At 64.1% G+C, this 15,286-nt stretch carries 12 protein-coding genes and 1 pseudogene; 11 read left to right on the top strand and 2 right to left on the bottom strand.

Annotation, left to right across the window (positions count from 1 at the left end; genetic code table 11):
- The first annotated feature begins 31 nt into the window (after positions 1-31).
- The 7 genes from LN139_RS10160 to LN139_RS10130 all read left to right on the top strand — a co-directional run bounded on the left by LN139_RS10160 (position 32) and on the right by LN139_RS10130 (position 8,994).
- Complete coding sequence (locus LN139_RS10160) at positions 32-1,288, top strand: MFS transporter (RefSeq protein ID WP_236359785.1); 1,257 nt, start codon at positions 32-34, stop codon at positions 1,286-1,288.
- 25 nt (positions 1,289-1,313) lie between these two features.
- Complete coding sequence (locus tag LN139_RS10155; RefSeq protein WP_236359784.1) at positions 1,314-2,144, top strand: amidohydrolase family protein; 831 nt, start codon at positions 1,314-1,316, stop codon at positions 2,142-2,144.
- 342 nt (positions 2,145-2,486) lie between these two features.
- Entirely contained in the window at positions 2,487-3,791 is a 1,305-nt protein-coding gene (locus LN139_RS10150; RefSeq protein WP_236359783.1) for an OprD family porin, read from the top strand.
- Positions 3,792-3,847: 56 nt separating this feature from the next.
- Positions 3,848-4,186 carry a hypothetical protein gene (locus LN139_RS10145; protein ID WP_236359782.1) on the top strand — a complete coding sequence of 113 codons (339 nt, stop codon included), beginning with the start codon at positions 3,848-3,850 and terminating at the stop codon, positions 4,184-4,186.
- A 126-nt stretch (positions 4,187-4,312) separates the two neighbouring features.
- Positions 4,313-6,883, top strand: a complete 2,571-nt coding sequence (locus tag LN139_RS10140; RefSeq protein ID WP_236359781.1) for a dermonecrotic toxin domain-containing protein — start codon at positions 4,313-4,315, stop codon at positions 6,881-6,883.
- On the top strand, positions 6,777-7,964 hold the full coding sequence (locus LN139_RS10135; protein WP_236359780.1) for a leucine-rich repeat domain-containing protein: 1,188 nt from the start codon (positions 6,777-6,779) through the stop codon (positions 7,962-7,964). The genes LN139_RS10140 and LN139_RS10135 overlap by 107 nt, the downstream gene beginning before the upstream one ends.
- 40 nt (positions 7,965-8,004) lie before the next feature.
- Entirely contained in the window at positions 8,005-8,994 is a 990-nt protein-coding gene (locus LN139_RS10130) for a hypothetical protein (protein ID WP_236359779.1), read from the top strand.
- Between the two features lie 21 nt (positions 8,995-9,015).
- On the opposite strand, the gene LN139_RS10125 is transcribed toward LN139_RS10130, so the two are convergent.
- A complete protein-coding gene (locus tag LN139_RS10125) occupies positions 9,016-9,459 on the bottom strand; it encodes a CBS domain-containing protein (protein ID WP_236359778.1) in 444 nt (147 codons plus the stop codon).
- A 173-nt stretch (positions 9,460-9,632) separates the two neighbouring features.
- Between LN139_RS10125 and LN139_RS10120 the strand changes: the two genes are divergently transcribed.
- The 3 genes and pseudogenes from LN139_RS10120 (at position 9,633) to LN139_RS10110 (ending at position 13,705) form a co-directional block, all read left to right on the top strand.
- On the top strand, positions 9,633-11,189 hold the full coding sequence (locus LN139_RS10120; protein ID WP_236359777.1) for an EAL domain-containing protein: 1,557 nt from the start codon (positions 9,633-9,635) through the stop codon (positions 11,187-11,189).
- A 38-nt stretch (positions 11,190-11,227) separates the two neighbouring features.
- Complete coding sequence (gene ercA / locus LN139_RS10115) at positions 11,228-12,391, top strand: alcohol dehydrogenase-like regulatory protein ErcA (protein ID WP_236359776.1); 1,164 nt, start codon at positions 11,228-11,230, stop codon at positions 12,389-12,391.
- Positions 12,375-13,705: pseudogene (locus LN139_RS10110) on the top strand (ATP-binding response regulator). The gene ercA and the pseudogene LN139_RS10110 overlap by 17 nt, the downstream one beginning before the upstream one ends.
- Here the strand turns inward: LN139_RS10110 and LN139_RS10105 are convergent.
- Positions 13,683-13,997, bottom strand: a complete 315-nt coding sequence (locus tag LN139_RS10105; protein WP_236359775.1) for an SCP2 sterol-binding domain-containing protein — start codon at positions 13,995-13,997, stop codon at positions 13,683-13,685. The pseudogene LN139_RS10110 and the gene LN139_RS10105 overlap by 23 nt on opposite strands.
- A gap of 221 nt (positions 13,998-14,218) precedes the next feature.
- Between LN139_RS10105 and sohB the strand changes: the two genes are divergently transcribed.
- Positions 14,219-15,238: a protease SohB gene (sohB, locus tag LN139_RS10100; RefSeq protein ID WP_236360351.1), complete on the top strand. Its 1,020-nt coding sequence runs from the start codon at positions 14,219-14,221 to the stop codon at positions 15,236-15,238.
- Positions 15,239-15,286: the final 48 nt, after the last annotated feature.

The following is a 15,286-nucleotide window of genomic DNA, read 5'->3' as shown; positions in this document are numbered from 1 at the left end:
TCTCTGCCCAACACAACAACAGGACATTTCCATGTTCAAGTGGTATCGAGACATCACCGCGCGCGAGCGCAAGACCTTCTGGGCGTGCTTCGGCGGCTGGGCGCTGGACGCGCTGGAAACCCAGATGTTCGGCCTCGCCATTCCTGCGCTGTTGATCGCCTTCAGCCTGAACAACGGCCAGGCCGGCCTGATCAGCGGCGTGACCCTGGTGACCTCGGCGATCGGCGGCTGGGTGGGCGGCACACTGTCGGACCGTTACGGCCGGGTGCGCACACTCCAGTGGATGATTCTCTGGTTCAGCGCCTGCACCTTCCTGTCTGCATTCGTCACCGGCTTCGAGCAATTGGTGGTGATCAAGGCGCTTCAAGGCTTCGGCATCGGCGGTGAGTGGGCAGCCGGTGCGGTGCTGATGGCCGAGACCATCAATCCGCGCTATCGCGGCAAGGTCATGGGCACGGTGCAAAGTGCCTGGGCCGTGGGCTGGGGCGCGGCGGTCGGCCTCTACACGCTGATCTACAGCTGGCTGCCGCAGGACATCGCCTGGCGGGTGATGTTCGTGGTCGGCCTGCTGCCGGCGCTGCTGATCATCTGGGTGCGCCGCAACGTGCAAGAGCCCGACGCAGCGGTGCATCAGCGCGAGCAGGCTCAGGGCCGCTCGTTCCTGGCGTCGGTGGGTGGCATCTTCCGCCCCGAGCTGCTGCGCGTGACCTTGCTGGGCGGCCTGCTGGGCCTGGGCGCGCATGGCGGCTACCACGCGGTGATGACCTGGCTGCCGACCTTTCTCAAGAATGAACGCCACCTCTCGGTGCTGAACTCCGGCAGCTACCTGGCGGTGATCATCGTTGCCTTCTGGTGCGGCTGCATGGCTAGTGGCGTGCTGGTCGACAAACTCGGCCGGCGCAAGAACATCCTGCTGTTCGCCCTGTGCTGCGTGGTGACGGTGCAGTGCTACGTGTTCCTGCCGTTGAGCAATACCCAGATGCTGTTCCTGGGCTTCCCGCTGGGCTTTTTCGCGGCGGGCATCCCGGCGAGCCTGGGCTCGTTCTTCAACGAGCTGTACCCGGCCGATGTGCGCGGGGCGGGTGTGGGCTTTTGCTACAACTTCGGCCGGGTGCTCTCGGCGGTGTTCCCGGTGCTGGTCGGCCACATGAGCCAGAGCATGTCGCTGGGCGGCGCCATCGGTATCGACGCCGGCATCGCCTATGGCGTAGCGATGATCGCGGCACTGGCATTGCCGGAAACCCGCGGCCGCAATCTGGATACCGCGCAACCGGCGGGCAAGGCTTGAATTCACCTCTGCGATGAACGACCTGATGACTTCACACCGCAACATCCCCGTGACCGGCGTCGACAGCCACGCCCATGTGTTCGGCCAAGCGCTGGCGCTCACCGCCGCGCGCCGTTATACCCCGGCCTATGACGCCACGCTGGCGGCCTGGTTGGGGCATCTGGACGCTCACGGCCTGAGCCACGGAGTGTTGGTGCAGCCCAGTTTTCTCGGTACCGACAACAGCTACATGCTCGCGGCCATCGCCCGGGCACCTCATCGCCTCAAGGGTGTTGCCGTGGTCGAGGAGGGGGCCAGCGCCGAGCAACTCGATGCTTTGGCAGGGCAAGGCATCGTCGGCATTCGTTTGAACCTGATCGGCAAGCCCATGCCTGATCTGGGCGCGCCACACTGGAAACCCTTGCTGCGGAAGGTCGCGCAAATGGGCTGGCATGTAGAACTGCACCGCCAGATCGAAGACATCCCCGCCTTGTGCCGAGCGTTGCTCGCGCAGGGCTGCAAAGTGGTGATCGACCACTTCGGCCGGCCGCGAGCAGGCCTGGGCGTGCAGCATGAAACCTTCGCACAACTGCTTGCGCTGGGGGCGAGTGAAAGGGTGTGGGTGAAAGTCTCGGCGCTTTACCGGCTGGGCGGCACGGCCACGGAAAACCTGGCCTTCGCCGAAGCAGCGGTGCCGCAGTTGTTCGAGCACTTCGGCGAACGGCAACTGGTATGGGGCAGTGACTGGCCTCACACGCAGCATGAGGAGCAGATCGATTACGCAAGCCAGGTCGAACTGCTGGAACGTATCGCGCCGCAGCAGCGGTGGCGCGATAGCTTGATGATCGAAGGGCCAAAGGCGTTGTTCGGCTTTTGACGCTCGCTGGGCTTCAAAGCTTGAACCGATGCACCGTTTCTTCCATCTGCCGTGCCAGGCCTGCCAGCTCCTGGCTGGCTGCGCGCGCCGAGCAGCTCGGTGTTCGGCTATCGCACACTTTCCGACGCATCAGGCGAGGTTGAGTGGGGGTAAAACCGGCCGTGCAGTTGCGGGTTTTGAAACATTTGGTTAATTTTGCCGCAACGTAACCCGGCACGGTGTGCCAGGCGGGGCGGTGGGCCGGGGGGCCTTCAGCCAAGGTGCAAGGATTGCCGCACCGCTCACACCGATAACGCACTGCCGCGACCGGGGCGTCCTCACTCAACGTCGGGAATAACAATAATGACCGTCAAGCTCGCTCGCTTTACACGCCACACCCTCGCCCTGTCCGTCAGTGTCGCCACCTTCGCAGGCGTTGCACACGCTGAAGGGTTCGTTGACGACGCCAAGGTCAACCTGAACCTGCGCAACTTTTACATGAACCGCAACTTCGTCGATAACGGCAAGTCGCAGGCGCTGCCCGGGCCGACCAAGCGCGGCCAGGCCGCCGAATGGACCCAGAGCTTCATCCTCGATGCCAGGAGCGGGTACACCCAAGGCGTAGTCGGGTTCGGCGTCGACGTGCTGGGCCTGATGTCCTACAAACTCGACGGCGGGCGTGGTACTTACGGTACCCAGCTGCTGCCTGTGCATGATGGTAACAAGCCGGCCGACGACTTCGGCCGCCTGGCGGTCGCCGCCAAGGCCAAAGTGTCGAAGACCGAGCTGAAGGTGGGCGAGTGGCAGCCGGTGCTGCCGATCCTGCGGGCCGACGACGGCCGTTCCCTGCCGCAGACCTTGCGCGGTGCGCAGGTCACCTCCCGTGACATCACCAACGTGACGCTGTACGCCGGCCAGTTCCAGGGCAACAGCCAGCGTAACGATGCCAGCATGGAGCACATCGGCCTCAACAACTTCGACCGGGTGAACCACGGCCGCCCGACCGTCTACGGCAGCGCCTTCAACTTCGCCGGTGCCGAATACACCTTCAACGACAAGCGCACCCTGGTGGGGGCCTGGTATGCACAGCTTGAAGACGTGTACGACCAGAAATACTTCCAGTTGCTGCACTCCCAGCCGGTCGGCCCCGTGACGCTTGGCGCGAACATCGGCTACTTCATCGGCAGCGCAGATGGCCAGGAGCGCGCAGGCGATCAGGACAACCACACCGTTTCCGGGCTGTTCTCGCTCAAGTACGGTTTCAACACCTTTTATGTCGGCCTGCAGAAAGTCTCTGGCGACGTCGGCTGGCAGCGCGTGAGCGGCACCAGCGGCGGCACCCTGGCCAACGACAGCTACGGCTGGAGCTACGACATGAAGGACGAGCGCTCCTGGCAAGTGCGCCACGACTACGACTTTGCCGGCTTGGGCATCCCCGGCCTGACCCTGATGAACCGCTTCATCGAAGGCACCAACGTGCACTCGGGCACCGTCACCGACGGTGTAGATCGCGGCCGTGAAACCGAGCTGGCTTACGTGGTGCAGAGCGGCACCTTCAAGGCACTCACCGTTCGTTGGAGGAACTCGAGCCTGCGCCGTGACTACGGCAACACCAACAGTTTCGACGAAAACCGCCTGATCGTTCAGTATCCGTTGTCGATCCTGTAAACAACTCCGTCACGCCCTGTTACAGTGGCCACGACCACCACCACCGAGGGACAGGTATGAAGCGCAGGGCAATAGGGTTGATCGTGGCAGGGCTGCTGGCTGGCTGTTCGAGCCAGCCGCAGGATGAAAACGGGCCGACCTGGTCGGGCACCTCGAACAAGTCGCCGGAGCAGTACGCGCAGTGCCTGCTGCCCAAATGGCAAACCTGGCGCCCGCAGGCGCGCCAGGATGTGACCGACAGCGGCGTGCGCCTGGTGGCCAGTGCCGGTTTCACTCAGGCCTTGGCAAGCACCAGCGTCGACCGCGACGGTTCAGGCTCCAAGGTGCAGTTGTTTCTGCCTCAGCAGTGGCGTGAGTCGACGGCCTGGGTCGAGATGGCCAAAGCCTGTCAGTAGTAGTCAAGGAGCCGCCAAGGCTCCTTTTTCATTCAGGGCGCGCGCTGCACTCGCGCTAGATAAATACCGTCGGGCCTTGTGCTCGGCTGGGCAAGGTGGCGGGCTTCCTCAACCCGGAGAGCCCCCATGCCCCTTGATCTCGATGAACGCCCTGCTGCCGAGCCCGCCTTGCAGGCACCCCTATGGCTGGTTCAGGCAAGCCAGCCCGACCGCGATGAACTCAAGGCTCGATGGTTGGAAAGCAACCGGCAAGCACGCCGCTTGCGAGCGGCGCTGGCGCCGCTGCAAAGCCTGAAAGACTTCGCACTGCCGCTGCTCGAACCCCTGCTCGCTGAACTGGGCCACCCAGGCATCAACCCGTTCGTGCCCAGGTTTCATTGCACCTGGTATGTGCCCGAGGAGAATGACTTCGCTGTCGGGCCAAATATCGTGAACCCTGTGCGATTGCCCGAAGGCGGGGCGCGGGGTTATCACCAGCGCCTGTCGCGCAGCCTCCTGGAGGCTGCGGTGGTCAATTTTCCATCGGCCACTGGCTATGATCTCGACCGCCAGCAATACCACCTTGACGGGGTAACTGGTTTCCCCTTCGAGCGCTTTTTCCAGGCGGTTCGCACGCTGGATGTGGGCCAGCGCTACCAGGGCTACCTCAGCCAGGCACTCTCTTGCGAAACGCTTGAAGCCGCTTGGCAGGCCAGTGACCTTGGAGCTCTGCGCTACGACGCTCTCGAGGCCTTGCTCAAGGGCGCGGTTAGCGAAGACGGCTACGCGATGCTGGGTAACGTCGGCGTCCCACCGCGCCAGGGGCGAGTGGTGAGCGCTACGCTGCAGGGGCTCTGGTATCGGCAGGTGCCGGTGCAGGGGTGTCTGGTCGTTACGCGCACCCAGGCAGATGAAGCCGGCGTTCACCCTGTGCTGCTCTATGTGCCCGGAGCCCCCGACAGCCCATTGATGGAATACCCAAGCCTGAGGGCAGCCGCTGATGGCCTGCTCGAACGCATGGCTGCACCCGCTGTACGTGAGTGCGTGGCGCGCAAGTTGCCCATTCACGAACGCCTGATGCTGCTCAAGGCACTGTCCGAAGGTGACAGCGCCGGGATCCGCCGCGCGGTAACCCTGCCTGACCTGGGGCAGGCCAGCCTCGCTGCACGTTTTACCCAATGGCGTGAAAGCGTACGCAGGCATGCCCTGCAGGTGGCGGTGCCCACTGCGGTTTACGACACCGAGCGAATGCTGGCTGCCTGGCAGCAGTACTGGTCGATCGGCCAGCAAGTGTTGTTCGGTTTCGCGATGCTGGTCCCAGGTTCTACCTTGCTCGGCGGCGCGGCCATGCTGGCAGGCAGCTACGGTTTCGTTTCGCAGGTCTACAACGGTATCCATCTGCTTGAGGAACACGAGATTGATCAGGCGGTGGGTGAACTGTTCGGTGCGCTCCAGGCGATCGCACAGGCCGGCGCTGGTGCTGCACTGGAATACATGACAGCCGGCCCGCAGTTCAGCGGCCATACCGAAGCGTTCCAGCAAGGGCATCCGCTGCCGCCCGAGGCGGAACGGGGAAGCGATGGCGTCTATCGGCTCGGGGCGCAGCAGTGGGTGGTGATCGATGAGCGGCCGTACCCCGTCGATCTGCAGCAGGGGCACCCAACGATCAAAGCCCCGCCGGGTAACCGCTTGCAGGTGCCCACCCTTGAGCGTTTGCCCAACGGGAAGTGGTGCTGGGTTCATGACTCTCCTCGGCAATGGTCCGGTGCCAGGCTGCTGCGGGCACTGGAACATGCACCTGCAACGCTGAGCGATGAGCGCCTGATGCGGCTGCAGGCGTTGGCACAGGTGAGCGATGAACAGCTGCGCTATGCCGTGCTCAACGGCACGCCGTTACCGGCGAGCCTCGCCTGGTTGCTCGAGCAGGCCCAGGGGCTCGAGGTTGCAAGTGGGCAGCCACTGCACGAGCGGCTTGAGGCGCTGCGTGGCCAAGGCCGTGCAACGACCTGCCAACCCTTGACGCAGCCACTGCTGAGTCAGTTTCCCGCCTTGCCTGCCGTGTTCGCGGAGCAGATCGTCAGGGATGCTTCGGCAGTGGAGCGTGCGCGTCTGGTGAGCGGCCGCGTGCCGGCCTCGCTGGCGGGTGCCGCTGCCCAGGCGCTGCGGTTGGTGAGAACGGCCCGAGCGGTGTTGGCTCTGGAGCGGGGCCTTCCGACACAGGACCGCGACCTTTTGCTGATAGGAGCAGCTCAGCGGCTGGGTGCCTGGCCCGGAGAACTGCGCATCGAGCTGGAGGGGCACGAGCGGCCGGTGCGACGTGGGGATAGCGCGGCTCCTTCACGGCGGGTGCAGCCGGCCGAGCACGGTTATGTGCTGGCCAGCGGTACTGTGCCGAACATGCCTGTGCCGCTGGAGCAACTGCTGCTCGATGCGTTGCCTGCCCGGGCGCGTGAGCGCTGGGCTGCCGATAACGACGTTGCTATCGGGCAGATACGCGAGCAGGCGGCCGCCGAGGCTGTGCGCAACCCGGCCGCCGCCCGGCGTGACCTGGGGCTGCGGCCTCGGCCGGAACGTTTCAACCGCCCCCGGCGCCATGGGGAGCAGGTGGGTTATGCGCTCAGCGGCCGCGCCGGCCGACGCCTGGCTGAGTGCGCACGGCGAGCGGCTGCGGGCGCTTTATCCCAGCCTGCCGGAAAACCAGTTGCTCGAGCTGCTTGATCAGCTCCGGGGCAGTGATCGTGGCGCAGAGCTGGAAATCACCGCACTTGAGCAAGACTTTCGCGTACTGCGCCGCGCGCTGGACGAATGGCGCGCCAGTGGCATCAGGCATGAGGACGAGCTCACTGCGCTGGCCCATTTGCCGGAGGTTGGTTCTGCGGCCCTGCGTAACGAGGACGGCGCGCCCAGCGCCATGGCATTGGCAGCGCTTGCCGACCATCGCCGAGCGTTCGCCAATCGCCTGTTGCGTGCCTGGCAGCGTGAAGTGCGTGCCGCTGATGGCAGCACTCGGCTCGATCTGAGTGGTCTGGCCATCGGGCGCCTGCCCGTGGTGATCGGCCGGTTCGACCATGTCAGCGAACTGCGGCTCAACGGTATGCAACTGGCTCAGGTGGACGGCTACTTCCTCGCCTGTTTCGAGAACATCGTCAGCCTTTACCTGGGCGACAACCGGCTGACGGCACTGCCCGAGGGGTTGTCGAGCTTGCAGCGCCTGCGCTTTCTCTCCCTGCGTGATCTTCCCTTGGCCGATACACCGCAGGCATTCGCCGCGCTGGCGCCGGCACAAGGTATATCGCCGATAGGCAATCTGAATCTCTCCGGCAGCATCGCAACCGGTGCGCTCGAGCCACTGCGTGCCGTGCAGCGCCTGGGCAGCCTGCGCTCGCTGTCGCTGGATGACAACAGGCTGAGCGATGCGCAGTTGGCCCAGCTCGCGGCCATGCCTCATTTGCAGGGACTGTCTCTTGACCATACCGGCTTGCGTGCCGAACAGGTGCAGCAGGTCATCGCGCCATTCACCCACTTGCGCCATCTTTCGCTGGCGCGTAATCGGTTTGTGCAAGCGCCGCACTTCGAGGCGCCACCGAGCCTGATATCGCTCGATCTTTCCGACAATGGCTTGCCCCATGTGCCTGAAGCGGTCTACCAGCTCATTCGGTCGACAGCCCAGGGCACCGTGGATATCGACCTGAGCGACAATCTGATCGCCGAGCCCGGTGCGCTGGCCGAGCTGACCACTGCCCGGCGCCTGGTGGGTGTGGAGGTAACGCTGAATCTGGACGACAACCGTTTCACCTGACACAGCCGCCGAGTCGCTGAGGCAGTCAGGGATCGCCTGCATGCACCAGCCTGATCAATGGTTCGCCAACGAGCCCAGGCTGGTGCGGGCAGTGGAGCGTTTTCGCGAGCGCAGCCGGGCCGCAGACCGGACGCTGGAGGTGTTCAGTGAATGTGCCACGCGGCTTCTGGAACGAGGGGAGGCTGTAGATTGGCTGGAGGATGCCCTCGCTGCCCTGTTCGATGCAACGGCCATCGTGGCGGACGAAGCGTTGGGCAATGCGGTGGGGGCTGCTGATCGAGAAAGCATGATCCGCCAGGCCGAAGCACGCACCTCGGTTTATCACCTGGCGCGCCAGGGTATGGCTGACGAGGAGTTTCAGGCGCGTCTGGGCGCTTTGCGCGAGCGGGTGTTCGCCAATGCGGTAGCCAATCCGCTGTTCGACCTCAGCGACCCGAACAACCTCCACGAATGGACTTGGTGGACCGCTTTGGAGATTGGCGCATTTCTTCCGTCATTGAGCATTCGCATGGGTACCCCCGACGCGTTCAACCCCCTGCTGGATCACCTCTACAGCCATCAAACGACAGCATTGGCATTTTCCCGCGAGCTGGTGGGCCGTTCACCCTCAAGCGGCGACACCAACCCGTTGCGCAGCATTGCGAGCCTGAGCCGCAGTTGGGAGCCTTACCTGCGCTACGGTGTCCCGCAGTGGCAACAGGCCGAGGCACTGTGGGACCGCCTGCAGGATTGGGCCGAGGATGCCGCTTCAAACCTTGAGCAGGTCGCCACGGACGGCTTGACCGATGAGCAACTTGCGAGCTTGCGCCAGGCCGCTGCCGGTGGCATAGCGGCCGAGAACCAGACAAGCACCTCGCAGGGCGCTGTGATAGCCGATATTCAATGGCCGGATGACCGAGGGCCTGTGCATTTGAGCGAAGGCCAGTACAACGCACTGTATCGGGGGCTTGCAGGCGCCAGGGAGGCGGCGTTCGAAGCGCTGGGCTGGGCGCTCACTCAGCACTGCGTTCAACAATGGTGGACGCGCTGAAAACCGCCTGCGGCAACTGGATCAGTGCTCCCCGCGGATGTACTGTTCCAGTTGCCCGATCAATTGCGCCTGCTCCGCGATGGCTGCCTTGACCAGGTCACCGATCGACAGCAGGCCTATCAACTCACCCCTTTCCACGACCGGCAAGTGACGCAGGTGGCTGTCGGTCATGATGTTCATGCAGCGCTCAAGGGTTTCCCCGGGCCCAACGGTAATGACCGGTGCGTTCATGATCGAACGCACCGGTGTGCCCGCCGATGACCGCCCCAGCAGCACCATCTTGCGCGCATAGTCCCGTTCGCTGACCACACCCACCACTTGCCCCTGTTCGACCACAGGCAGGGCGCCCACGTTGATCTGCGCCATCAGGCGCAAGGCATCGAGCACGGACTGATCGGGCCCGATGGTAAGCACAGCCTGGTGGCTTTCAGGTTTTTCCTTGAGCAGTTGCAAAACAGTCTTCATGGTGGGCACCGATCTTGTTGTGGGGAGCGCGGTGAAAGCATCGGCCAAGGCTTGAAATGGCGCACATCGAATTACGCCATCGACCCTATTGAAAAACGCCATGGCGATGGTTGGCAGGTGAGCGATCCAGGCATAGGCTTGTGACCGAACGCACGCAAAGGACCCTGCCCGTGATGCGCAAACGCATAGTTCTGATCAGTTGCCTGGCGGCAGTGGCCGCCGCCACGCTGCCCTTGGTGCTGGCCGGCTGGCTGGCCTGGCAGGGCGCCCAGCGCGAGGCGCGCATGCGGTTGCAGGCCACTGCGCAATGGGCGATCCAGCGGGCGCAGTTATCGTTCGAGGGTGCGCAACAGGCCCTTGCCACGATGCAGCAGAGCTATGAGGTGCCTTGCAGCGCCGGGCACATCGCGCAGATGCAGGCGCTCACTGCCAATACTCGGTTCATCGAAGAGATCGGTTACTTTCAGGATGGGCGCCTGCGCTGCAGCTCTTGGGGTACGGTGAACCAGGTGGTACTGCAAGGTGCCGGCGATTATCGCCTCGCCAATGGCACTGAAGTGTTCACCTCGGTTCATCCACTGGTCGGCCAAGGCACTGCCATGGTGGGTTTGCAGCAGGGCGACTACAACGCACTGATCATTTCGTCGCGCCTGGCGGATGTGCTGACCGAGTCGCCGATGCAGATCGGCCTTCTGGGCGCCAACGGCACCTTATTGGCCCATAACGATGGCGCCGACAGTCGGCTGTTGGCGGTTCTGGCCGAGGGGGGCGAGGCGCCCGCCGGCCTGCTGGCAGAACAGGCGGCAGCCCCGGGCTGGCAAGCCGTGGTGGCAGGCCCGCAGGCGCCTGCTGCTGTGTTCACTACTCAGATGCTCTGGCTGCTGCCGTTGGCCCTGGCCTGCGGCGCAGGGCTGGTGGGGTTGGTGATAGCGCTGTGCCGGCGGCGGCTGTCGCCGCTGGGAGAGCTGCAGATTGCGGTGCGCCAGCGTGAGTTCGAGGTGCATTACCAGCCCATCATGCACCTCGCCAGTGGCGGGTGTGCCGGGGCCGAAGCCCTTGTGCGCTGGCGCCGCCCCGATGGCAGCATGGTTCGCCCGGATCTGTTCATTCCCCTGGCTGAAGAAAGCGGCCTGATCCAGCCGATCACCGATCTGGTGCTGGAGGCCGTGGTCGACGAACTCGGCGCCCTGTTGCGTAGCGACCCCCAGTTGCACGTTGCCGTGAACCTGTGCGCAGAAGACCTCAAAAGCGGGCGGGTGCTGCCCGTGGTCGCCCGCGTGCTGGAGGGTACGGGCATCGCAGCTGAGCAGCTGTGGCTCGAGGCGACCGAGCGGGGCTTCATGGACATCGACCGTGCCCGGCAAACCATCGAAACTGCCCGAGCCGCGGGCCACCGGGTGGCCATCGATGACTTCGGCACCGGCTATTCGAGCCTTCAATACCTGCAAGGCCTGCCGCTGGATGTGCTGAAGATCGACAAAGCCTTCATCGACACGCTCGGTGCCGATGCCCCCACCAGCGCGGTCACCGATCACATCATCGACATGGCTCGCGAACTGGGCTTGCGCATTGTCGCCGAAGGGGTCGAAACCGTTGCACAAGCCGATTACCTGCGCGCGCGCGAGGTCGATTACGTTCAGGGCTGGCTGTATGCCAAGGCGCTGCCGGCGCAGCAGTTTCTGGCGTTCTGCCGCGAGCACCGGGTCCCGGCGCAGAGGGGCGGGGCGTGATACCCTGCGCGCAAAATGCATAAGAACAAGGCCCTGCCATGACCGCCTCCTTGAGCGCGCTGCGCAAGTTCGTTTCACCCGAAATCATCTTCGGTGCTGGCAGCCGTCACAGTGCGGCCCATTATGCTCGGCACTTCGGGGCACGGCGGGTGTTGCTGGTCAGTGACCCCGGTGTGATCGCCGCCGGTTGGGTAGCCGATGTGCAGGCCAGTTTCGACGCTCAGGGCCTGGCCTGGAGCCTGTTCAGTGCAGTGTCGCCCAACCCGCGGGTCGAAGAGGTCATGGCGGGGGCGGAGTTCTATCACGAACAGCAATGTGACGTGATCGTGGCCATTGGTGGCGGCAGCCCGATGGACTGCGCCAAGGCGATCGGCATCGTCGCCGCCCACGGGCGCAACATCCTGGAATTCGAAGGTGTGGACACACTGCGCACGCCCAGCCCGCCCCTGATCCTGATCCCTACTACGGCGGGCACCTCGGCGGACGTTTCGCAGTTCGTGATCATCTCCGATCAGCGTGAGCGGATGAAATTTTCCATTGTCAGCAAGGCCGTGGTGCCTGATGTGGCGCTCATCGATCCGGAAACCACTGCCAGCATGGACCCGTTTCTCTCTGCCTGTACCGGCATCGACGCACTGGTACATGCCATCGAGGCGTTCGTCTCCACCGGTAACGGGCCCTTGACCGACCCGCATGCTCTGGAAGCCATGCGCCTGATCAACGGGCACCTGGTGCCGATGATCGCCAACCCTACCGACATTGCGCTACGCGAAAAGGTCATGCTGGGCAGCATGCAGGCCGGGCTTGCATTTTCCAATGCCATCCTCGGCGCGGTGCATGCCATGTCGCACAGCCTGGGCGGGTTTCTCGACTTGCCCCACGGCTTGTGCAACGCGGTATTGATCGAACATGTGGTCGCCTTCAACTACAGCGCGGCGCCCGAGCGTTTCAGGGTAATCGCCGAAACCTTCGGCATCGACTGCCGCGGCCTCAATGCCGGGCAGGTGCGCGAGCGCCTGGTACAGCACCTGATCGCCCTCAAGCGCGCAGTGGGCTTTCACGAAACACTCGGAGGGCATGGGGTGGGTTCGTCGGACATTCCGTTTCTGTCGGCTCACGCCATGGGTGACCCGTGCATCCTCACCAACCCACGGCATTCCAACCAGCGCGACGTGGAGGTGGTGTTTGGCGAAGCCCTCTGAACCCGACAGCGCATCGCTCGAGGGATTGCTGGGCCTGGGCAACCACTCCATGCGCAAGCACCACTACGCCGAGCTGGTGGGCGCCTTGAAGAGCTTGAGACCGAACGCAATCGCTACCGCCAGCTCAATGATGAGCTGGAGCGCAGGGTGCTGGAGCGCACCGAACAACTGCGGTTGGCGCGCGATGCCGCCGAAGCTGCGAACCGCAGCAAGGATAAATACCTGGCCGCCGCCAGCCACGACCTGCTCCAGCCGCTCAATGCCGCGCGGCTGTCGATCGCGACCTGCGCGAGCGCAGCCTGCCGGCTGTCGAAGCACACCTGGTGGAGCGCAGCCATCTGGCGCTGGAAGGTGCAGAGCAACTGCTCAGTGACCTGCTCGACATCGCCCGGCTCGACCAGGACGCCGTGGTGCCCAGCCTTGCGCCGCTGGCCTTGCATCAGTGGCTGCCGTCGATGGCTGCTGAGTTCGAGCCGGTGGCGGCGGCAAAGGGGTTGAAGATTCGCTGCCGTGCCCACTTCGATGCGGTCGTGGAAACCGATGCCCATCTGCTTGCGCGCATCGTGCGCAACCTGATCAGCAATGCCTGCCGCTATACCGCGACTGGCGCTGTGCTGGTGAGCCTCAGGCGGCGCAGCGGGCATGTTCTGTTGCAGGTCTGGGACAGCGGTTGTGGCATTCCGAGGATCAGCAACAGGTGATATTTCAGGCGTTCCGCCAGCTCGACAACGGGCGCGCCGCCGATCGGCAGGGGGTCGGGCTGGGCCTGGCGATCGTCGAACGCATGGCCGGTATCCTGGGCCATCCGCTCGGGGTAAGGTCTTGCGTCGGGAAAGGCTCGGTGTTCAGTGTGCAACTGCCCGTCTCGACGCAGGCGCTGGTACCGATAGCGAGGTCGCCTGGCTTGCCGATGTCGTTCGACCCATTGCACGGTGCGTCGGTATTGGTGATAGACAACGAACCGGCGATTCTGGAAAGCATGGCTGCGCTGCTTTCACAGTGGGGGTGCCAGGTACGCACTGCACTCGATGAACAAAGCGCCTTGGCGGGCCCGCCAGCGCAAGTGGTGATAATCGACTATCACCTGGACCATGGCAGGCTTGGCACCGAGCTGCTGGTAACCCTGCGCCAGGCATGGGGCAGGGCCTGGCAGCGCTGTTCATTACTGCTGACCGTAGCGATGCCTGCCGGCAGGCGATGCGCACGCTGGGCGCGCCGCAGCTCAACAAACCCGCCAAACCAGGCAAACTGCGCGCAACGCTGGCCGCGCTGCTGGCTGGCGGGAACGGGCTCAGGCCGGGAACAGCTCATTGAGTTTGAGCGCCAGCATCATGTCGCCTTCGGTGCGCAGCTTGCCCTGCATGAAGGCCTGCATGCCGTCGGTTTCACCGCTCACGATGCCCGCGAGGGTTTCGCTGTCGGTGACCAGAGTGACGTTGGCATCGGCATTTTCGCCTTCCTGCAGCTCGCAGGTGCCGTCCTTGACGATCAGGTTGAAGTGCTGGGCATCGTCGATGTTGAAACCGAAGATCAGGTCGAGCCCGCTGGCAGCAGCGGGGTTGAATCGGGCTTTCATGGCTTCGATGGCGCGGGAAACGTCGGTCATGGTGGACTCCGGTTGGGGCTCGTGAGGGCTCGCGCGGCGAGCGATGGCGCAGGTTAGGAGCAAGGGGCGGGCGCTGTCAACGGCATTTCATACGCTCGTTTCAAAAGGGTGTTTCAGCACCGCCTGTTGGCCACCGCTGGCCGCCGCCACAGCGCGCCGGTATGCTTGCCGCCATCGCCGCGCCGTGGCACGGCCAGGGCTTGCGCCAACAAGGAGACACTGTGGAGTTTTTCGCCGATTACCTGGGCTTTCTCGCCAAGACCGCCACCTTGGTGGTAGCCATCCTGATCGTTCTGGCGGCGGTGGCTTCCGCCCGCAGCAAAGGCCGCCGCAAGGGCGGCCAGTTGCAGGTACACAAACTCAACGATGCATACAGGCAGCTGCGCGAGCGGCTGGAAAGCAGCCTGCTCGACAAGGACGCACTCAAACGCCTGCGCAAGCAGCAAGCCAAGGCCCAAAAGGCCAGCAAGAAGCGCAAGGACAATTCCGAGCGGGTATTCGTGCTGGACTTCGACGGCGATATCAAAGCCTCGGCCACCGAAAGCCTGCGCCGTGAGATCACCGCGCTGCTGACGGTTGCCACGCCTCGGGATGAGGTCGTGCTGCGCCTTGAGAGCGGCGGCGGCCTGGTACATAGCTATGGCCTGGCTTCTTCGCAACTGGCGCGCATCCGCCAGGCAGGTATTCCGCTGACGGTGTGCGTCGACAAGGTCGCCGCCAGCGGCGGTTACATGATGGCCTGCATCGGTGAAAAGATTCTCAGCGCACCGTTTGCGGTCATCGGCTCGATCGGCGTGGTCGCACAGCTGCCCAACGTTCATCGCCTGCTGCGCAAACACGACATCGATGTCGAAATGCACACCGCTGGCGAGTACAAGCGCACGCTCACGGTACTGGGCGAAAACACCGAGAAGGGTCGTGAGAAGTTTCAGGAAGACCTTGAAATCACTCACCGCCTGTTCAAGAACTTCGTGGTGCATTACCGCCCGCAGCTGTTGATCGAAGCCGTCGCTACCGGTGAAGTGTGGCTGGGCGTGAGCGCGCTCGACATGAAGCTGGTGGACGAGATCAAGACCAGCGACGAATACCTGGCCGAACGAGCCAAGGTTGCCGAGCTGTTCAGCCTCCACTTCGAGGAGCGCAAGAGCCTGCAGGAGCGTGTCGGCCTGGCCGCAGCCGCAGCGGCAGAGCAAGGTGCAAGCCGCGCGTGGGCGGCATTGAGCCAATGGCGCATGTGGTAGATAAACGCCGCATGCCAGTGCGCAGGTTGCCGCAGGGTAGGGCCTTTT

Source organism: Pseudomonas sp. KNUC1026, from assembly GCF_021650705.1.
GTDB lineage: Bacteria > Pseudomonadota > Gammaproteobacteria > Pseudomonadales > Pseudomonadaceae > Aquipseudomonas.
Note: the sequence above shows the minus strand (reverse complement) of the source record. Positions and strands in the feature narration are given on the sequence as shown.